This window comes from Acinetobacter pittii ATCC 19004 = CIP 70.29 (assembly GCF_000369045.1).
In the GTDB taxonomy this organism is placed as follows: domain Bacteria; phylum Pseudomonadota; class Gammaproteobacteria; order Pseudomonadales; family Moraxellaceae; genus Acinetobacter; species Acinetobacter pittii.
In genome coordinates, this window is record NZ_KB849786.1 from 1,024,526 (window position 1) to 1,043,837 (window position 19,312).

Genomic DNA, 19,312 nt, shown 5'->3' on the forward strand with positions numbered 1-19,312 from the left:
GGTTGTTAAAGTTTGTCATTTTCAAAAAGAAAATAATCTTTACTTTTGAAATACAAGGTTTTAATTAGGTTACATTGTAAGAAATGTGTGCAAATGTCAGAATGTACAGTGAAATCTATCTTCGAGTATCGCTATGAGTTTAATAGGCTTTATGTATGCAAGTAAAACCAATAGTGAACATAGTCAAATAAAACAAGATTTAATTGATATTCTCACTGAAGCAGTCAAATTCAACTCACATAATGATATTACAGGAGTACTTTACTATGGTAATGGATACTTCTTACAGTATTTAGAAGGTGAGAAAGAACAAGTCGAATCGCTATTTTATAAATTAATTTTGAAAGATTCGAGACATCAGAACTGTGAAATCATCTTTTCAGAACCATCCGAACAACGTCTATTTAAACATTGGAGTATGAAATTTGCTCCCATTAACACGAAAATAAAAGAATTCTTTCATCATCATCATGTTGATGAGTTTAATCCTTATCTGCTTAACACTACATCTATTCCATCTTTTATTGAATTGCTTGTAGATCAACCAAACCATAAAGTTGATCAATATCAAGGTTAGTCAAAATCAGGAATTGCAGTAGATTTTTAATTATCCTATGTAAAATTAAGCTCTCTTCGGAGAGCTTTTTATCAAGAAGGTTGAAACTTTCACTAATTAATGGCGAATTGGCGTTGAATAAGCCGTCATAATTGTTAAAATGCCCACCTTGTCCTGTTTTTATATTGTTTTTTGTTTTGCATTTATTTCGCAAAGTTAGAGATAAAATTATTAAAAACAGCTGCTTAGTTAAGGATTTTTGAATGCTCTCTATTTATTTGACAGATACCCAACAACACGTGCAATTTAATGATTATCCTAGTGATCAGCCGGTTAAGTTTCTGTTAAATCTTAAAAAGATTTTCCCAAGTACAGCGGATTTATTATTACCAGTTTTACCTGAAGATAATGATTTAGAAAACGTAACGTGGGAATCAACCTCAAAAGATTTTGAAGTCTTTAAAAAGCTATTAGCGGGATGGGGTGTGATTGAGCTTCGTTTAAATGCAATCACTGCTTATAAAGATAAAAACTTTGCAAATGAGCTAGTGAAACAAGCACAGGTAAAACGTAAGAAAACAGCGCAAAAAAATCATCAGCTTTCTTTAGTTGCTTTGGATTATATTTTTATGCACGAAGTTCATGCATTGATTGATGCTGAGCTGGTCACTATTGGTGAAAAATTCTACTTACCAACCTTGCGTGAGCAATGGAAGGGTACGGTTTCAGACCAAGTGCTCAACGGAAAACTCTAATTTTAGTGCAAAAGGTGAATTTATAAAAATTCACCTTTTTTATTATTAATTAAATCAATAGCTTATATTTTTAAGATTGCTTATACAAAAGTTTACAAGAAAAGAATGCGTTTTTTCTAATGTGGCAGATACATTGCTTATATAAATACAAAATTATTGCGGGAGAGAGGTTCATTAAGAACCCGCCGAAGGAGCAACAAGCCCGGAAACTCTCAGGCAAAAGGACTGTAATAATTAAAAAATCTGGAGAGAAGCTTAGATTTATAAGAATGGAAAACAATAACTTATAAATTATAAACTCACCGAAGGGGAAGATCTAAACGTTAAAAGGTAACGTTGGGGTCGAAACTCTCAGGTACCAATGACAGATGGGCTGTACTGATGAAATGTTTTGCATTTCTGAGGAGTCTGTTATGCCACATGTTATTGTGATAGGTGCGGGAATCACAGGGGTTACCTCTGCTTATGAGTTATCGCAACTGGGTTATCAAGTCACAGTGATTGATCGACATTTATATCCTGCAATGGAAACATCATTTGCCAATGGAGGGCAATTATCGGCTTGTAACGCCGAAGTATGGAACCAAAAAGCTACCGTGATTAAAGGCTTTAAATGGATGAGACAAAAAGATGCTCCTCTATTGTTGAATCCTTCATTTAGTTTGCATAAGTATAGTTGGCTAGTTGAATTTCTATCACATATTAAAAACTATGAGGCGAATACGATTGAGACGGTCCGTTTGGCATTGCTCGCTCGTAAGCGTTTATTTGAAGTAGCTGAAAAAGAGCAGCTTGAGTTTGATTTGGAGAAACGTGGAATTCTCCATATGTATCACAGTAAGGCTGACTACGAAATTGCTAAACAAGTTAATAATGTATTGAACAAAGGTACATTGGAGCGCTATTCGGTTTCACCTGATGAAATGAAAACAATAGAACCATCTTTGACGGGTGACTATTTCGGTGGCTATTACACACCAAGTGATGCGACGGGTGATATTCATAAATATTCAACCTCTTTAGCTGAGAAGACTAAACAATATGGCGTTCAATATAAGTTCGGTCTAGAAGTTATGGATATTAAGTGCAGCGCAGACAAAGTAGTCGTAACTTGTCAGCCAAGTGCTGAGCATCCTTATTTGGTTGAGTCCGACAACATTCAGCTAGAAGGTGATGTACTTGTAGTTTGTGGTGGTGTAGGGAGTTATCAACTTGCCGATATGATTGGTGAGCGAGTAAATGTGTATCCAGTAAAAGGTTATTCAATTACCGTACAATTAAAAGATGAGCACAGTGTAAAGAATGCTCCTTGGGTGAGCTTGTTAGATGAAAGTGCAAAAATTGTGACTTCTCGTTTAGGTAAAGATCGACTGCGTGTGGCAGGGACTGCTGAGTTTAATGGCTATAACCGCGACATACGGGCTGATCGTATTCAACCATTAGTGAATTGGGTTAATCGTAACTTTGATATTTCAACTGAGCATGTGGTGCCTTGGGCAGGGTTAAGACCTATGATGCCGAATATGCTGCCTGTTGTTAAGCAATCTAAACAACCTCGTGTTTTTTATAATACAGGGCATGGGCATTTAGGTTGGACTTTGTCTGCGGCAACCGCAGTTTTAGTCGGTCAGGATATAGCGCAAAAATATCCAGCGTAGAAAGTAAAAAGCCAGTGTTCAAACACTGGCTTTTATTTTTAAGCGTTAGTCATATAAGCGGTAGATTCCGCTAAAACGTTCACAGCCTTTTTGCTGGGTTTTCACGTTAAGTAAAGCTTTTTGAAAATTAAACTGATATTTACAGTTGTGCTCATTGTCTAAAATTTCACTTTTTTGTTCAGGTGAACTATAGGCCATCAATGAGATCGTTTGAGTTTCTTTGCGGTTATTTGGATTGCGGTATGCTATCCCTTCAATCTTAATTTTATCTTTCGCGAGCTGATGGACTTGAATGTGTACAGGCTGTGCTGCTAGATGTCCATTCTCAAACTTAAGATAATGCTGGGTAAGCGTTTGCTTAAGCGATGCATAAAAATTTAGGTCATCAGTACGTAAATCAAACTGTTGTTGAATACATGTATTACTCTTGCATTGCTGAGTATGTTTAGACCATAACTTTTGTGTATCCTGTAAAAGCTGTAAGGGGGCATCAGTAACTAAATATGCAGAAAGATATTTATTATTGAGTTCTTTTCTTGATTCACTAAATGTTTTTGAACAGATTTTAAGCTCAGCTCCAGTATTGGAACAGTCTATTGATTCTGCAAAGACAAGAGGTGAACATAAACAACTCAGTGTCACGACAAAACTTAATCTTTTCAATTGATTCATATCAGTATTAGACAGCATGATCGCTTATACTTTCAGTCTACTTTGCTAGGTGTACTATAGCGAAACAGAACGGCTGAATACAAGATTTCTTAAGTTTTTATGGAAGGTAATAATTTATATGGTTGCTCAGATTCGTATTGGACAAGGAATGGATGTACATGCCTTTGAAGAGGGGAACTTCGTTACATTGGCGGGTATTCAAATTCCACATACACATGGTTTGAAAGCGCACTCTGACGGTGACGTTGTACTTCATGCGCTATGTGATGCTTTATTAGGTGCTTTAGCGCTTGGTGATATTGGACAACATTTTCCTGATACTGACCCAGAATACAAAGGCGCAGATAGCCGAGTATTGTTAAAGCATGTTTATCAATTGATCTTAGACCGTGGTTATCAGTTAAATAATGCCGATATTACGGTGGCTTGCGAGCGTCCAAAATTAGCTAAGCATAATCTTGAAATGCGTCAAAGCATTGCTGACGTTCTAAATGTAGATATTAATCAAATTAGTATTAAAGCAACGACAACCGAAAAACTTGGGTTTACCGGTCGTCAAGAAGGAATTTTGGCTACAGCGACTGTTTTAGTCTCTCATCACACCAAGTGATCGGCCTGCTGCAAAGACTGTTGAAGTTCTAAAGTTGCCTTACGGCCTTGTAGCTGTAAGGTAATACTATGAATGAGTCCAGTCCAAGTCTCATTAGGTTCCCAAATTTCGTGCAATAAATCCTGAGAAGTCAGCATATCCATATTCATATAAAACTGTCTATAGACATACATCAGGCAACTTACGCGTTTATTTTTGGCGCAATGTATCCAGATAATTTCATTTTGCACTAAATGATCAATCAAATCTAAAACTAATAAGCACTGCTCAGCAGAAGGCATCTCCCAATCAATTGGAATATGAATATAATTTAAACCTAGGTCTAAACAAATGCGGTCTTCATTTTCAAGATGATTTGAAGCATTAGTTAAAGCAAGGTTAATGACTGTGCTACAACCAAACTCTTTAATCAATTTTAGTTGTTCAGCAGAAGGCTGGGCCGAGCTAAATAAATGTTCATGAATAATCGAAAATGCGGGAATTTGAGATAATGATTGTTCAAGGGTTGTCATGATCGCACTCTACAAGAGTAGGCTTAGCTTATTGTGTAGAATGTTATACACGATTCTAGAGAATAGTTGAAATACAGCCTGCTTATATATTCGGCAACGTTATCAAATTTTTAAAAATAATTAACTGGAAGAGTACAAGTCTTATAAAATAAAAAACAGCATCATAAAGATGCTGTTTTTTTAAACTCAAAATTTAAGCTTTCTTTAAATTTTCATTTAATAAAAATTCGACTAAAGCTTTTTGAGCATGGAGACGGTTTTCTGCTTCATCCCATACGACTGCATTTTTATAATCGAGCATGGTTTCAGAAATTTCTTCGCCGCGATGAGCAGGTAAGCAGTGCATGAATAAACAGTCTGGGTGAGCAAGGCTCATTAATTTTTCGTTAACCTGGAAATCAGCAAAGGCTTTTTCACGAAGTTTTTGCTCTTCTTCTTGGCCCATACTTGCCCATACATCAGTCACAATAAGGTCAGCATTTACTGCTGCATCTTCCGCATTATCATAAAGCTCAACGCAATGACCAAACTCCGCTAAAAATTCAGGTTTAGGTTCATATCCTTTTGGCGATGCAATTTTGAGTTTGAAACCCATCATGTGTGCAGCTTCAATATATGAATTACACATATTATTGCCATCACCAATCCAAGCAACGGTTTTGCCTTCAATGCTGTCGCGATGTTCAATATAAGTTTGTAAGTCAGCAAGTAACTGGCATGGATGATGATCATCAGTTAAGCCGTTAATTACAGGAACTTTTGAATAAGATGCAAAGCGTTCAACAATGTCATGACCAAAAGTACGAATCATCACAATATCAAGCATACTTGAAATTACACGTGCAGAATCTTCGATTGGTTCACCACGGCCTAATTGTGTGTCACGAGGCGATAAAAAAATCGCACTACCGCCAAATTGGTTAATACCTGCTTCAAAAGAGATACGTGTACGCGTACTTGATTTCTCAAAAATCATTCCCAATACTTTACCGACAAAAGGCTGGTAGACCTTATTGTCATGTTGCATTTTTTTAAGCTCGCTTGCGCGTTCTAAAATGCGATTAAGTTCTAGAGTGGATAGATCACGTAAAGTCAGGAAATGTCTTAGAGCCATGTAGCTACTCCATAATAATTGTTTTGAAATACAACAATTATCTGTTGTTGGCTGGGTGGATGTGGGAAAAAAGAAGTCTACTATACTATAAGCATTTTAAAATGCAAAAGAATTAGACTTTATGATGGCCTTTTAAGAAAATATCTACACAATATTCAATGTAATCAAAAGCTTCTTTCTCATCTGGAAGAGCTGGCATACCCATAATCATACGCCATTCAATATCTCGTAAAATCCCAAAATACATGAGTGAAGAATAATACGGAGAATTACATGTAATTTCGCCTGATTTATCCGCAAACTCTAATGCTTGAGTAAGTGTATTTTGTAAATTATGTACCCATTTGTCATATAAGTATTGTATGAGGACAGTGTTACATTCCGTCTGTTCAATAATAAGTCTTAAAAATGCAACATGTTCGGGCTGAATAATATGAATATACACACGATTAAGTGTTTGAATCAGATATTCTCTTAAAGTGCTTTTCTCTGGTTGGAATGGAATGCAAATATCTTTAAAAAACATTTCACGTTTATGATCACATATAGCCGTAAAAAGTCCTTCCTTATTGCCAAAATATTTATAAATAGAAGCCTTGGAGCCACCTGCATGATTAACAATATCATCGAGAGATACAGCATCATATCCTTTCTCTAGGAACAGCTCGGTCGCGCTTAATAATAGAGCTAAACGACGTTCAATACCGCGGCGTGTTTGAGGTTTCTCACATGCAAGGTGATGTGAATCCAGGACTGAATCATGCATAAAATTTAATAACAACAACTGACTTTGCTTATCTAGTATAGCAAAACTATCTTTAGTGATGGTCATAACCATTTTTTTAGATCATATGCTGAACAGTAAGTGGCTAATTAAAAAAATAAACTAATAGAAAATATAAGCTTAGAGTTAATTGTGGAAAGATTTAGTGATGTAACCTTATGTTTACATTATATTTTAATCAAAAATCTGATTGATAAAAAGCGGCTAAGAATGACTTAACCGCTCTCAAGTTAAATAATGAGACTTCTAGGCTTCAGTTTGAGTAACCTTGTGCTCATCTTCTTCGTCATCATCTGCAGAATCCATTCCTAGTTCTTTTAACTTGCGTGTTAAAGTATTGCGACCCCAACCCAATAATTCAGCTGCATGACGTTTGCGTCCACGTGTTTGTTGCAAGGCTGCGTTAATCAATGTGCGTTCAAACATTGGTGTGGCAATATCCAAAATTTTCATTTCACCATTTTTAAGCTTTTGAATAGCCCATTGATTTAGTAGTTCATCCCAATGGTGTAGAGAAATACGCTCAAAAGAAGGTGCCGGTTGACTAGAATCACTATTCTTTTGCAATGGAACTTGTTTGAGCTCAGAAGGTAAATCTTCCGGATAAACTTCACGACCAGTAATCATTACAGTTAGCCAGCGGCACGTATTCTCAAGTTGTCGTACGTTACCTGGCCATGGTAACTGTTGCATATAGTCTGTCGTCTCGGTACGTAAGATTTTTGGACTTACGCCAAGCTCTTTACCTGCACGCGCAAGGAAATGCTGCGCAAGCATTGGAATATCTTCACTACGGTGGGCAAGCTTAGGAATGTGAATACGAATCACATTTAAGCGGTGATATAAGTCTTCACGGAAGCGACCTTCATTTACCAGTTTCTCTAGATCCTGATGCGTTGCCGCAACAATTCGAACATCTACTTTAACGGGAATGTGTCCGCCTACACGATAGAACTCACCGTCAGCGAGTACGCGAAGCAATCGAGTCTGAGTTTCAAATGGCATATCACCAATTTCATCAAGGAATAATGTTCCGCCATTTGCCTGTTCAAAGCGGCCTTGATGTTGAGTATTCGCGCCTGTAAATGCTCCTTTCTCATGACCAAATAACTCGGTTTCAATTAAGTCTTTTGGAATTGCCGCCATATTTAAAGCAATAAAAGGCTTGGCACGGCGTGGGGAGTGCTTGTGTAAAGCATGAGCAACTAATTCTTTACCTGTACCCGACTCACCATTAATTAAAACAGTAATATGAGATTGAGATAAACGGCCGATAGCACGGAAAACCTCCTGCATTGCTGGAGATTCACCAATAATTTCTGTTGATTGAAGAGGTGAGGCTGTTTTTGTAGCTTCTTGCTGTTGTAGTTTATTAATATGCAAGATCGCACGATTGACTAAAGCTAAAGCTTCATCAATATCAAAAGGCTTTGGTAAATATTCAAACGCGCCTGTTTGATAGCTTGATACAGCAGACTCTAAGTCAGAATGTGCTGTCATAATAATGACAGGTAAATCTGGATGAGTGTTTTTGACTTTAGATAAAAAAGTTAAACCATCAATTCCAGGCATGCGGATGTCAGTTAAGATGACATCGGGAGCATCATGGTGCAAACGTTCAAGCGCAGTTTGAGCTTCTTCAAAATTGGTAACATCAAAACCCTCTTCTTTAAAGGTCTTTTCCAATACCCATCGCATGGCGCGATCATCATCAATAACCCATATTTTATTTCGCGACACGGTCTGACTCCCAAGGTAAATATAAGCTAAAAATTGTTTTTCCAGGAACAGATTGGCATTCAATCATTCCGTTATGTTGATGCATAATATTCTGTGCAATACTCAGGCCAAGCCCAGTACCTTTTGCTCGTCCAGTAACCAATGGATAGAATACTGACTCCAAAATACTTTCAGGAATGCCTGGTCCATTGTCCTCTATATCGACTCGCACTGTAGATCGATTTAGTACACCGTTAATCGTGACAAGACGTTGTATACGTGTACGTAGAATTAACTCCGGTTCGTGATCTATAAAAAATGCTTTGTTTTCTGTTATGGCTTGAATTGCATTTACACTAATGTTGAGCATGACTTGTATTAACTGATCACGATCGGCATTAACATCGGGTAAAGACAAATCATAATCCCGTATAATTTTAATTTTCTTCTTTGTCTGGTTGGCGATAAGTGAACGCACTCGCTCCAAAGGCTCGTGTACGTTAACATTTTCATAACTTGGGAGTTGTCTAGAACCCAACATAGTATCTGCCAAGTTAGTTAAGCGATCTACTTCATTAATAATGACATCTGTAAATTCAGCATAACTCTTGTCGTTTAAACTGCGAGCGAGTAATTGAGTTGCGCCACGAATACCTGCAAGTGGATTCTTAATTTCGTGCGCTACGCCACGTACAAGCTGCCTAGCGACCTGATGTTGTTGTACCAGATTTTCTTCTTTAGAAATCTTTAACATACGATCAATCGGGTTGAGCTCAATTAAGAGTAATGGGTGATAACTTTTACCAGCATTTAATTGAGAAACTGTGTAATCGACATGAAGGTCTTTAAAGTTGACATTAATAACCGCTTCTCGTCGAGTATAAGGTTGCCCCGTTTTTATGGTGTTTAATAAAGCTTCATGTGTATTAAAAGTATCATCAGGCGCATGAAGTAAGTTTAAAACGGGCTGTCCTGAAGCTCGAAGCAAACTAATATCAAATAGTGCTTCGCAGGCAGAATTTAAGTAAAAAATATTCAAGTTACTATCGATCAATAAAATCGCAGTAGTTAAGTTGTCTACCAATAGGCGATAGTCGATAGGGTTGTGTTGATCCATTAGCGAATCGTTCCTGTCTTAAAATAGCGCAATGGCATCTTCATTGGTTATCGGATTTTCACCGTTATAGAACATGAACGATGCAAAATGTACGCCAACTTTGTTTATGGGTTATTTTAAAGTTTTAAAGTATTTAAAAACGCGCTTAAATCGGTCTTTATATCGGTTGATCAAAACTGATGGCTTAAATAGAGATAATAACATGATCCAACTTGGTGCAAAGATGAGTTTTGGTGCAAATGTTGGTCGTATTTTGGTGCATTACACAAAGAGTGGGCTTTCCACCTATGCTTGAGACAAGAAAAGACATACAATACGCGCATTCAAGTGGAGCGCAGATTCATGAAGACCCCCAAAGTCGGTTTTGTTTCTTTAGGTTGTCCTAAGGCATTGGTAGATTCTGAACGAATTTTAACTCAGTTAAAGACTGAAGGTTATCAAGTTGCATCAGATTATGATGGTGCTGATTTAGTTGTTGTTAATACCTGTGGTTTTATCGAATCTGCGGTACAAGAGTCGCTAGATGCAATTGGCGAGGCCATGAGTGAAAATGGTCGAGTAATCGTTACTGGATGCTTAGGTAAAGACGAAGACAAAATTCGTCAAATGCATCCAAATGTTTTAAAGGTTACTGGTGCAGCAGCTTATCAAGATGTAATGGAAGCTGTACATGAATATGTCCCAGCACCACCTAAACACAACCCGTTTGTTGATTTGGTTCCTGAACAAGGAATTCGCTTAACACCAAAACATTATGCCTATTTAAAAATATCTGAAGGATGTAACCACCGTTGTACCTTCTGTATTATCCCAAGTATGCGTGGCGATCTAGTATCGCGTCCAGTTGGAAGTGTACTGGAAGAAGCCGCTGCGCTTAAAAGAGCAGGTGTTAAAGAAATCTTGGTTATTTCCCAAGATACATCAGCTTATGGTGTAGATACCAAGTACAAACTTGATTTCTGGAATGGCCAGCCTGTTAAAACAAAATTCTTTGATATGTGTGAAGCACTAGGCCAACTTGGTATCTGGGTGCGCTTACATTATGTTTATCCATACCCACATGTTGATGCGGTTATTGACTTAATGGCACAAGGTAAAATTCTGCCATATCTTGATATTCCATTCCAACATGCAAGCCCGCGTATTCTTAAGTTAATGAAGCGTCCGGCTCACAGTGAAAATACACTCGAAAAAATTAAATTGTGGCGTGAAAAATGCCCAGATCTTGTGATTCGCTCTACATTTGTAGTGGGTTTCCCAGGCGAAACTGAAGAAGATTTTCAAATATTGCTCGATTGGTTAGTTGAAGCTGAACTTGATCGTGTTGGCTGCTTTACCTACTCACCAGTAGAAGGCGCTACGGCAAATGATTTACCCGATCATGTGCCTGAAGAAATTAAGCAAGAGCGTTACGAGCGCTTTATGCAAGTGCAGCAACAAATTTCTGCTGCTAAGTTGCAAAAACGTATTGGTCAAACGATGACTGTATTAGTCGATAGTTTGGAAGATGAATATCCTGTTGCTGTTGCACGTTCTTATGCCGATGCTCCGGAAATTGACGGTAATGTCTTTGTAGAAGATATCGATAAGAGCACTATTCAACCAGGCGATATGTTGGAAGTCGAAATCACCGATGCGGATGAATACGACTTATTTGCAAAGTTAATTAAAATTAAGTCGGTTTAATCGATAACGATTCAAAAAAGCATTCAGTTTAAGAGGTTTTGGAGCAAACTCATGGCGGAAACAATTAGCCCCCGTTATTCACGCATTTTATTAAAACTATCTGGTGAAGCATTATCAGGTAACAAAGACATGGGTATTGATGCCCAAGTTCTTGATCAAATGTCCCTTTCAATTGCTCACTTAGTTGGCTTAGGCGTGCAAGTGGGTATCGTTGTTGGTGGCGGTAACTTGTATCGTGGTAGTCAGTTGCAAAAGGATGGCTTGGTTGGTCGTGTAACAGGCGATCAAATGGGTATGCTTGCAACTGTAATGAATGGTTTGGCTATGCGTGATGCATTGGTTCGCCGTAATATCAGAACTCGCCTTATGTCTGCATTACCAATTGGTACAGTAGTAGAGTCTTATTCAAGTCGTGATGCTATCCGTCACTTGAGTCAGGGTGAAGTTTGTGTTTTTGTTGCTGGTACAGGAAATCCATTCTTTACGACTGATACGGCAGCTTGCTTACGCGGAATTGAAATTGAAGCAAATTTAATTCTAAAAGCGACCAAAGTAGATGGCGTATATAATAAAGATCCAAGTAAATACGAAGATGCGGTTAAATATGATCATTTAACCTTTGATCAGGTATTGGACGAAAAACTTGGTGTTATGGATTTGACAGCTATTTGTTTATGTCGTGACCATAATGTGCCATTACAAGTTTTTGATATGAATAAATCAGGCGCGCTATTGTCAGTAGTCATGGGCGAAAAAGAAGGTACACGCGTTACTAAATAATGTACGTGTTGACGAAAGCTCTTTATACTAGCGCTAAATTAAATTTGTTAAAACATCCTTGAATAAATAAGTAAGGTAGATCATATGATTAACGATCTGAAAAAAGACAGCGAACAGCGTATGTTGAAAACTCTTGAGTCTTTGGAACTAGGGTTTGCTAAAGTTCGTACCGGCCGTGCACACCCATCAATCTTAAATGGGGTAATGGTTCCTTACTACGGTTCTGATGTGCCTTTAAATCAAGTGGCAAACGTTGGTGTTGAAGATTCTCGTACACTTCTTGTTCAGCCATTTGAACGTACAATGGTTTCAGCTATTGATAAGGCAATTCGTGAGAGTGATCTTGGTTTAAACCCGATTACTGCGGATGCAATTCGTGTACCTTTACCTGCATTAACTGAAGAAACACGTCGTGATATGCAAAAAATTGCGCGTAGCGAAGCTGAAAATGCAAAAGTTGCAATTCGTAATATTCGTCGTGATGTATTAGGTGATATCAAAGCATTATTAAAAGAGAAAGAAATCTCTGAAGATGATGAGCGCCGTGCAGGTGATGATATCCAGAAAATCACTGACAAATATGTTGCAGAAGTAGACAAGCGTCTTGCAGCGAAAGAAGCAGAATTGATGAAGGTCTAAATTTTATGACCGATTCAGAAGAGTATCATCTTCCTAAGCATGTTGCCATCATCATGGATGGCAACAACCGCTTTGCAAAAAAAAATCAAATGCAAAAAGGTGATGGGCATCGAGAGGGTAAAAATGTTCTTGATCCTATCGTTGAACATTGTAAAAAAACAGGTATTCGTGCTTTAACGGTGTTTGCATTTTCAAGCGAAAACTGGAATCGACCACAATTTGAAGTCGATCTGCTTATGAAGCTTCTTGAAGAAACTATTCATGAGCAAATACCTCGCATGAAGAAATTTAATATTGCTTTGCGTTTCATCGGTGATCGTTCCAGATTACCGTCACACCTAGTTGCCTTAATGGAAGATGCAGAGCAACAGACAGCACACCATAACACTATGACCTTAACTATTGCTGTGAGCTATGGCGGGATGTGGGATATTGCAAATGCAGCAAAACAAGTTGCTGAAGCGGTTTCCCGTGGTGAATTTGGTGCTGATCAAATAAATGTTGATTTGTTCGAAAAATATGTCAGTCTAAACGATCTGCCAGCTGTGGACTTATTGATCCGTACAGGTGGAGATTATCGCATATCTAATTTCTTGTTATGGCAAGCAGCATATGCTGAACTGTATTTTACTGATACTTTATGGCCAGAATTTACAGTACAAGAATTCGATCATGCATTGAATGTTTTTTCAGGGCGTGAGCGTCGTTTTGGCAAAACATCTGAACAAATTCAGCAAGAGAAAATAGAGAACTTATAATGTTAGAGCGGATTGTTACCGCATTGGTACTTGTCGCAGTTGTTTTAGGCTGTATGTTTGCTACGCAATCACATTATCCAATGTTGGTTCTTATGATTGTAGCAGCAGGGGTTGCGGGGTATGAATGGTATAAATTAATGCCCCATGAAACTGTAAATGCTGTAAAGCCAAAAGCTTGGTGCTACGGTCTGCTTGTTGCATTCGTTTCGGGCGTTGCTCTATTTTTCCATGATATTGCATTACTTTTGTGGTCAGCTTCAATTTTGACTTGGCTTGTAAGCGTTTATTGGGTCAAATCTTTTCCTGAATTTGATGGGTGGTATAACGCTACTCTATATGTAATTGGCATTATTTTAGTTTGTGCTGCGGTAACTTCAATTTTTGTTGTTTGGCAAAGTTCGCCATGGTGGTTAATGTATCTGTTCTTACTCGTGTGGGGTGCAGATAGTGGTGCTTACTTTGTTGGTCGTAAATTTGGTAAAAGAAAATTAGCTCCAACCGTTAGTCCGAACAAATCAGTAGAAGGCTTGTATGGTGGTATTGTCACGACCATACTGGTAATGTTGGTTGTGCAATATCAGTATCTAAATTTAACTTTAATTCAGCAAATTCTGTTTCTTATCTTGTCACTGATTACAGTATTCGGTTCAGTGTTGGGTGATTTATTTGAGTCAATGATTAAACGTCGTGCTGGTATTAAAGATTCTGGACGTGTACTACCTGGTCATGGTGGTGTTTTAGATCGTATTGATTCTTTACTTGCTGCAGCCCCGATCTTTGCAACGGGAATGTATATATTAAAACTTATTGGTGTAGATTTATAAATGACACAATCTGTTTGCATATTGGGTGTAACCGGTTCCATTGGGCAAAGTACCTTAAAAATTTTAAATCAACATCCTGATAAGTATTCAGTATTTGCAATTTCAGCTCATAGTCGAATTTCTGAATTGGTTGACATATGTAAACAATTCCAACCAAAAGTTGCAGTTGTTCCAAAGCAAAAAGTTGACGAATTAGCAGCTTTATTTGTAAAGAGTGAATTACAAAATATTGAAATTTTGGCTGATCAGGAAGGACTGGTAAGTATCGCATCTCATCCAGATGTTGATGTAGTTATGGCTGCAATTGTTGGAGCAGCTGGTTTATTACCAACATTAGCGGCTGTAAAAGCTGGTAAACGCGTATTGCTTGCTAATAAAGAAGCTTTGGTCATGTCTGGTGAAATCATGATGCAAGCAGCACGTGATCATCAGGCATTATTATTACCGGTAGATTCAGAACACAACGCTATTTTTCAGTCATTACCTCATAATTATTTAGAGGCTGAAAGAAATGGACAACCGCAACAGGGCGTATCAAGAATCTTATTGACCGCTTCAGGTGGACCATTTTTAAACCATTCGTTAGAACAGTTAGAAAAAGTTACTCCTGCGCAGGCTTGTAAGCATCCCAACTGGTCTATGGGACAGAAAATCTCAGTTGACTCAGCTACTCTTATGAATAAAGGGTTAGAGTTGATCGAGGCGTGTCATTTGTTTTCAATATCTGAACATTTTGTTACAGTTGTTGTTCATCCACAAAGTATTATTCATTCTATGGTGCAATATGTTGACGGTTCAACATTGGCTCAAATGGGTAATCCAGACATGTGTACACCGATTGCCCATGCATTAGCATGGCCAGAACGTTTACAGACTAATGTTCCTGCTTTAGATTTATTTGAGTATTCTCAGCTTAATTTTCAAGCACCGGATATCCAGAAATTTCCAGCACTGGATTTAGCCCGTCAGGCAATGCGTTCAGGAGGGCTGGCACCTACTATTTTAAATGCTGCAAATGAGGTTGCCGTTGCTGCATTTTTAAACCAACAGATTGGATTTACAAATATCCCACAAGTGGTAGAGCATACTTTGCAAAAATTGGAAAACTCAGTTGCTGATAATATCGAGTCTATTTTGAATAAAGATGAAGTAGCACGACATGTAGCACAGCAGTATATATCAAGTATAGGAGGCTGAAATGAGCGCATTATTTATGATTGCAGCAGCAGCTCTCTTGCTCGGTCCATTAATTGCAATTCATGAGTTCGGTCACTATTGGGTGGCACGAAAACTTGGTGTTAAGGTTCTAGTTTATTCTATTGGTTTTGGTCCGACATTACTTAAATGGACCTCAAAAAAATCTGGAATTAAGTACCAACTTTCAGCTTTGCCTCTAGGCGGTTATGTAAAAATGCTCGATGAGCGCGAAGGTAATGTTGCAGAGCAAGATTTACCTTATGCATTTAACCGTCAAAAACCATGGAAGCGTATAGCAATTGTTGCGGCTGGGCCTTTAATTAACTTGATTTTTGCTGTTTTACTTTTTTGGATTTTACTTTTACCAGCACAGGAACAACTAAATACAAGAGTGGGTAAGGTTGTACCCAACTCGCCAGCTGCTACAGCTCAACTACAAGTAGGTGACAAGATTATTGCTGTTGATGGAAAGGAAACGCAAACTTGGGAAAAACTTAACTTTGCTTTGATTGATCGTGTAGGTGAAACTGGTAGCTTGAATATCGATGTAGATCGTGCAGGTACTGAGAAAAATATTGTTTTACCCATTAAAGATTTTTTAAAAAACCAAAATGAATCAGCTTTAGATATATTAGGCTTTTCACCTTATCGTCCTGTTATTCCCGCTGTTGTAACTGAGTTGACTGCAGATGGAGCAGCAATTCGACAAGGAATAAAAGTCGGTGATCGTATTGTATCCATTAATGGTCAAGCGATGAAAGACTGGTTTGATGTTGTGGAAGTTGTGCAACATTCACCAGAAAAATTGCTCAGTATTGATGTGTTGCGTAATGGTCAACTCGTTCATTTGCAAGTCATGCCTCAAGGAAAGCGTGACAATATGGGGCAAGTGAGTGGGGTTTTAGGCGTAAAAAGCGATGCAGGAAAAATTACAATTCCTGACGAATATAAGCAAACAATTCAATATACTCCATTACAAGCTTTCCAGATGTCGCTAGATAAGACTGGCCAAATCTCCAGCATGATATTGAGTTCGATAGTAAAAATGGTTAAGGGTTTAATTGGCTTAGAGAATCTTTCTGGACCAATTACAATCGCGAAGGTAGCGGGACAAAGTGCAGAAATGGGATGGCAGACTTTTATCTCATTTATGGCTTTAATGAGTGTAAGTCTTGGAATTTTAAATTTATTGCCAATTCCAATGCTTGATGGTGGACACCTCGTTTATTACATTATTGAAGCTATTCGTGGGAAGCCTGTTTCTGAACAAATACAAATGTTTGGTGTAAAAATTGGTATGGTACTGCTCGGTAGTATGATGCTTTTAGCTTTATTTAACGATTTTATGCGTTTGTAAACGTATATGGATTTATAACTTACTGGAAAAACTGGCATGCGGCACACACATTTTTTAATGCCTTTGGCACTTGTTAGCGCTATGGCAGCGGTACAACAAGCATATGCAGCTGATGATTTCGTTGTTCGAGATATTCGTATAGATGGTTTGGTCCGTCTTACTCCTGCAAATGTTTCTACCATGTTGCCAATCAACAGTGGCGATCGCGTTAATGAACCGATGATCGCAGAAGCAATTCGAACATTGTATGCCACTGGACTTTTTGACGATATTAAAGCATCAAGAGATAACGATACTTTAGTTTTTAATGTCGTAGAGCGCCCAATTATTTCAAAGCTTGAATTTAAGGGTAATAAACTTATTCCTAAAGAGGCTTTAGAGCAAGGCCTCAAAAAAATGGGCATTGCTGAAGGCGAAGTTTTTAAGAAGTCAGCTTTACAAACAATTGAAACTGAATTAGAGCAGCAATATACTCAGCAAGGCCGTTATGATGCTGATGTAACTGTTGATACTATAGCTCGCCCAAATAACCGTGTTGAACTTAAATTAAATTTTAATGAAGGTACGGCAGCTAAAGTTTTTAATATCAATATTATTGGTAATACTGTTTTTAAAGACAGTGAAATTAAACAAGCTTTCGCAGTTAAGGAAAGTGGTTGGGCTTCAGTTGTAACTCGTAATGACCGTTATGCTAGAGAGAAAATGGCAGCGAGCCTTGAAGCTTTGCGCGCGATGTATCTGAATAAAGGTTATATCAATTTTCATATCAATAACTCACAGCTCAATATTAGTGAAGATAAAAAGAATATCTTTATTGAAGTTGCTGTTGAGGAAGGTAGCCAGTTCAAATTTGGTCAAACCAAGTTTTTAGGTGACGCACTTTATAAACCTGAAGAACTGCAAGCTTTGAAAATTTATAAAGATGGCGATACCTATTCTCAAGAAAAAGTAAATGCTGTTAAGCAATTGTTATTGCGTAAATATGGTAATGCTGGTTATTACTTTGCAGATGTAAATGTCGTTCCGCAAATTAATAATGAAACGGGTGTTGTTGACTTGAACTATTATGTAAACCCAGGTCAGCAAGTAACCGTACGTCGTATTAACTTTACAGGTAATAGTAAAACTGCCGATGAAGTATTGCGTCGTGAAATGCGTCAAATGGAAGGCGCTTTAGCGAGTAATGAAAAAATTGATTTGTCCAAGGTTCGTTTAGAGCGTACTGGATTCTTCAAAACAGTTGATATTAAACCGGCTCGTATTCCAAATTCACCAGATCAGGTGGATTTAAACGTAAATGTTGAAGAGCAACACTCGGGAACTACAACATTAGCGGTAGGTTACTCACAAAGTGGTGGTATCACATTCCAGGCAGGTTTGAGTCAAACTAACTTTATGGGAACGGGTAATCGTGTTTCGATCGATTTATCTCGCTCTGAAACTCAAGACTACTATAACTTAAGTGTTACTGACCCTTACTTCACTATTGATGGTGTAAGCCGCGGTTATAATGTTTATTACCGTAAAACAAAGTTAAATGATGACTATAACGTTAATAATTACGTTACCGATAGTTTCGGTGGTAGTTTAAGTTTTGGTTACCCAATTGATGAAAACCAAAGCCTAAGTGCCTCTTTAGGTATTGATAATACTAAAGTAACGACTGGTCCTTATGTCTCTACTTATGTGCGTGATTATTTGTTAGCAAATGGTGGTAAAGCAACAAGTAAGGGTTCATATTGTCCAACCTTAAATGGTGAGTCGCAGTATGATACTGAGAAGGGGGAATGTAAGGTCCCAGAAGAACAATATGATAATGCGTTTGATGGTGAGTTCTTTACATATAACTTAAATTTAGGTTGGTCATACAATACTTTAAACCGTCCTATTTTCCCTACTTCAGGTATGTCACATCGTGTAGGTCTTGAAATTGGTTTGCCAGGTAGTGATGTTGACTATCAAAAAGCAACTTATGATGCACAGGCATTTTGGCCAATTAGTAATACTGGTTTCGTATTGCGTGGTTACGGTAAACTTGGCTATGGTAATGATTTACCATTCTATAAAAACTTCTATGCAGGTGGTTATGGTTCTGTTCGGGGTTATGATAACAGTACCTTGGGTCCTAAGTATGCAAGTGTAAACTTACAAGAAACCAAGCAAAATGACGGTTCTCCAGAAGAGGTTGGGGGTAATGCTTTAGTACAATTTGGTACTGAATTAGCTTTACCGTTACCTTTCAAAGGGGACTGGACTCGCCAAGTACGACCAGTCATTTTTGCTGAAGGTGGTCAAGTATTTGATACTAAGTGTGATGTTGGCTCTTATTCTATGATTATGAATGGGCAGCAAATAGCAGATGCTAAAAAATACTGTGAAGATAACTACGGTTTTGATTTAGGTAATATGCGTTATAGCGTAGGTGTTGGTTTTACATGGATCACTATGATTGGGCCATTATCTCTTAGCTATGCATTCCCGTTAAATGATAAGCCTGGTGACGAAACTAAAGAGATTCAGTTTGAAATCGGTCGTACTTTCTAAGTACGACTTGACTAAACAATGAAATAAGGA

General features: G+C 37.9%; 19 protein-coding genes and 1 riboswitch. Of the genes, 13 read left to right on the top strand and 6 right to left on the bottom strand.

The window, feature by feature from the left end; all coding sequences use genetic code 11:
* Positions 1 to 133 precede the first annotated feature (133 nt).
* The 3 genes from F928_RS08940 to F928_RS08950 all read left to right on the top strand — a co-directional run bounded on the left by F928_RS08940 (position 134) and on the right by F928_RS08950 (position 2,969).
* Positions 134 to 577 (top strand): BLUF domain-containing protein, encoded by a 444-nt coding sequence (locus F928_RS08940; RefSeq protein ID WP_005073889.1) that lies wholly within the window; start codon positions 134 to 136, stop codon positions 575 to 577.
* A gap of 242 nt (positions 578 to 819) precedes the next feature.
* The gene (locus tag F928_RS08945; RefSeq protein ID WP_002115670.1) at positions 820 to 1,311 is read left to right on the top strand and encodes a hypothetical protein; all 492 of its coding nucleotides are present in this window, start codon (positions 820 to 822) and stop codon (positions 1,309 to 1,311) included.
* Positions 1,312 to 1,460: 149 nt separating this feature from the next.
* Positions 1,461 to 1,549: riboswitch (glycine riboswitch) on the top strand.
* Positions 1,550 to 1,724: 175 nt separating this feature from the next.
* Positions 1,725 to 2,969, top strand: a complete 1,245-nt coding sequence (locus F928_RS08950) for a D-amino acid dehydrogenase (RefSeq protein ID WP_002115716.1) — start codon at positions 1,725 to 1,727, stop codon at positions 2,967 to 2,969.
* 45 nt (positions 2,970 to 3,014) lie between these two features.
* On the opposite strand, the gene F928_RS08955 is transcribed toward F928_RS08950, so the two are convergent.
* Entirely contained in the window at positions 3,015 to 3,659 is a 645-nt protein-coding gene (locus F928_RS08955; protein WP_002115734.1) for an A1S_1983 family putative colistin resistance protein, read from the bottom strand.
* A 100-nt stretch (positions 3,660 to 3,759) separates the two neighbouring features.
* Between F928_RS08955 and ispF the strand changes: the two genes are divergently transcribed.
* Entirely contained in the window at positions 3,760 to 4,251 is a 492-nt protein-coding gene (gene ispF, locus F928_RS08960; protein ID WP_002115651.1) for a 2-C-methyl-D-erythritol 2,4-cyclodiphosphate synthase, read from the top strand.
* On the opposite strand, the gene F928_RS08965 is transcribed toward ispF, so the two are convergent.
* The 5 genes from F928_RS08965 to glnL form a co-directional block, all read right to left on the bottom strand.
* The gene (locus F928_RS08965) at positions 4,239 to 4,763 is read right to left on the bottom strand and encodes a protein tyrosine phosphatase family protein (RefSeq protein WP_002115619.1); all 525 of its coding nucleotides are present in this window, start codon (positions 4,761 to 4,763) and stop codon (positions 4,239 to 4,241) included. The two genes, ispF and F928_RS08965, sit on opposite strands and share 13 nt — an antisense overlap.
* A gap of 193 nt (positions 4,764 to 4,956) precedes the next feature.
* A complete protein-coding gene (argF, locus tag F928_RS08970) occupies positions 4,957 to 5,877 on the bottom strand; it encodes an ornithine carbamoyltransferase (protein ID WP_002115690.1) in 921 nt (306 codons plus the stop codon).
* 112 nt (positions 5,878 to 5,989) lie between these two features.
* Positions 5,990 to 6,643, bottom strand: a complete 654-nt coding sequence (mtrR, locus tag F928_RS08975; RefSeq protein WP_005803466.1) for a TetR/AcrR family transcriptional regulator — start codon at positions 6,641 to 6,643, stop codon at positions 5,990 to 5,992.
* Positions 6,644 to 6,907: 264 nt separating this feature from the next.
* On the bottom strand, positions 6,908 to 8,401 hold the full coding sequence (glnG, locus tag F928_RS08980; protein WP_002115702.1) for a nitrogen regulation protein NR(I): 1,494 nt from the start codon (positions 8,399 to 8,401) through the stop codon (positions 6,908 to 6,910).
* Positions 8,388 to 9,497, bottom strand: coding sequence for a nitrogen regulation protein NR(II) (gene glnL / locus F928_RS08985; protein ID WP_002115631.1), 1,110 nt, complete (start codon positions 9,495 to 9,497; stop codon positions 8,388 to 8,390). The genes glnG and glnL overlap by 14 nt, the downstream gene beginning before the upstream one ends.
* A 73-nt stretch (positions 9,498 to 9,570) precedes the next feature.
* Between glnL and F928_RS22755 the strand changes: the two genes are divergently transcribed.
* From F928_RS22755 to bamA, 9 genes are all read left to right on the top strand, one after another.
* A complete protein-coding gene (locus F928_RS22755; protein WP_005803464.1) occupies positions 9,571 to 9,792 on the top strand; it encodes a hypothetical protein in 222 nt (73 codons plus the stop codon).
* Positions 9,793 to 9,839: 47 nt separating this feature from the next.
* The gene (gene rimO / locus F928_RS08990) at positions 9,840 to 11,183 is read left to right on the top strand and encodes a 30S ribosomal protein S12 methylthiotransferase RimO (protein ID WP_002115588.1); all 1,344 of its coding nucleotides are present in this window, start codon (positions 9,840 to 9,842) and stop codon (positions 11,181 to 11,183) included.
* Between the two features lie 51 nt (positions 11,184 to 11,234).
* Positions 11,235 to 11,963: a UMP kinase gene (pyrH, locus tag F928_RS08995; RefSeq protein ID WP_000852257.1), complete on the top strand. Its 729-nt coding sequence runs from the start codon at positions 11,235 to 11,237 to the stop codon at positions 11,961 to 11,963.
* Positions 11,964 to 12,047: 84 nt separating this feature from the next.
* Positions 12,048 to 12,602 carry a ribosome recycling factor gene (frr, locus tag F928_RS09000; protein ID WP_002115638.1) on the top strand — a complete coding sequence of 185 codons (555 nt, stop codon included), beginning with the start codon at positions 12,048 to 12,050 and terminating at the stop codon, positions 12,600 to 12,602.
* A gap of 5 nt (positions 12,603 to 12,607) precedes the next feature.
* Entirely contained in the window at positions 12,608 to 13,360 is a 753-nt protein-coding gene (gene uppS / locus F928_RS09005; protein ID WP_002115643.1) for a polyprenyl diphosphate synthase, read from the top strand.
* Positions 13,360 to 14,184 (top strand): phosphatidate cytidylyltransferase, encoded by an 825-nt coding sequence (cdsA, locus tag F928_RS09010; protein ID WP_002115701.1) that lies wholly within the window; start codon positions 13,360 to 13,362, stop codon positions 14,182 to 14,184. Before uppS ends, cdsA begins: the two co-directional genes overlap by 1 nt.
* Positions 14,185 to 15,381, top strand: coding sequence for a 1-deoxy-D-xylulose-5-phosphate reductoisomerase (gene ispC / locus F928_RS09015; RefSeq protein ID WP_002115723.1), 1,197 nt, complete (start codon positions 14,185 to 14,187; stop codon positions 15,379 to 15,381). It abuts the gene before it with no gap.
* Position 15,382: 1 nt separating this feature from the next.
* Positions 15,383 to 16,738, top strand: a complete 1,356-nt coding sequence (gene rseP / locus F928_RS09020) for an RIP metalloprotease RseP (RefSeq protein ID WP_005073904.1) — start codon at positions 15,383 to 15,385, stop codon at positions 16,736 to 16,738.
* A gap of 36 nt (positions 16,739 to 16,774) precedes the next feature.
* Positions 16,775 to 19,282, top strand: coding sequence for an outer membrane protein assembly factor BamA (gene bamA / locus F928_RS09025; protein ID WP_005068904.1), 2,508 nt, complete (start codon positions 16,775 to 16,777; stop codon positions 19,280 to 19,282).
* Positions 19,283 to 19,312: the final 30 nt, after the last annotated feature.

Excerpts from the sequence above, each read along its gene's own strand:
- F928_RS08940 (WP_005073889.1), top strand. The coding sequence starts at position 134 with ATGAGTTTAATAGGCTTTATGTATGCAAGTAAAACCAATAGTGAACAT.
- F928_RS08945 (WP_002115670.1), top strand. The coding sequence starts at position 820 with ATGCTCTCTATTTATTTGACAGATACCCAACAACACGTGCAATTTAAT.
- F928_RS08950 (WP_002115716.1), top strand. The coding sequence starts at position 1,725 with ATGCCACATGTTATTGTGATAGGTGCGGGAATCACAGGGGTTACCTCT.
- F928_RS08955 (WP_002115734.1), bottom strand. The coding sequence starts at position 3,659 with ATGCTGTCTAATACTGATATGAATCAATTGAAAAGATTAAGTTTTGTC.
- ispF (WP_002115651.1), top strand. The coding sequence starts at position 3,760 with ATGGTTGCTCAGATTCGTATTGGACAAGGAATGGATGTACATGCCTTT.
- F928_RS08965 (WP_002115619.1), bottom strand. The coding sequence starts at position 4,763 with ATGACAACCCTTGAACAATCATTATCTCAAATTCCCGCATTTTCGATT.
- argF (WP_002115690.1), bottom strand. The coding sequence starts at position 5,877 with ATGGCTCTAAGACATTTCCTGACTTTACGTGATCTATCCACTCTAGAA.
- mtrR (WP_005803466.1), bottom strand. The coding sequence starts at position 6,643 with ATGCATGATTCAGTCCTGGATTCACATCACCTTGCATGTGAGAAACCT.
- glnL (WP_002115631.1), bottom strand. The coding sequence starts at position 9,497 with ATGGATCAACACAACCCTATCGACTATCGCCTATTGGTAGACAACTTA.
- F928_RS22755 (WP_005803464.1), top strand. The coding sequence starts at position 9,571 with ATGAACGATGCAAAATGTACGCCAACTTTGTTTATGGGTTATTTTAAA.
- rimO (WP_002115588.1), top strand. The coding sequence starts at position 9,840 with ATGAAGACCCCCAAAGTCGGTTTTGTTTCTTTAGGTTGTCCTAAGGCA.
- pyrH (WP_000852257.1), top strand. The coding sequence starts at position 11,235 with ATGGCGGAAACAATTAGCCCCCGTTATTCACGCATTTTATTAAAACTA.
- frr (WP_002115638.1), top strand. The coding sequence starts at position 12,048 with ATGATTAACGATCTGAAAAAAGACAGCGAACAGCGTATGTTGAAAACT.
- uppS (WP_002115643.1), top strand. The coding sequence starts at position 12,608 with ATGACCGATTCAGAAGAGTATCATCTTCCTAAGCATGTTGCCATCATC.
- cdsA (WP_002115701.1), top strand. The coding sequence starts at position 13,360 with ATGTTAGAGCGGATTGTTACCGCATTGGTACTTGTCGCAGTTGTTTTA.
- ispC (WP_002115723.1), top strand. The coding sequence starts at position 14,185 with ATGACACAATCTGTTTGCATATTGGGTGTAACCGGTTCCATTGGGCAA.
- rseP (WP_005073904.1), top strand. The coding sequence starts at position 15,383 with ATGAGCGCATTATTTATGATTGCAGCAGCAGCTCTCTTGCTCGGTCCA.
- bamA (WP_005068904.1), top strand. The coding sequence starts at position 16,775 with ATGCGGCACACACATTTTTTAATGCCTTTGGCACTTGTTAGCGCTATG.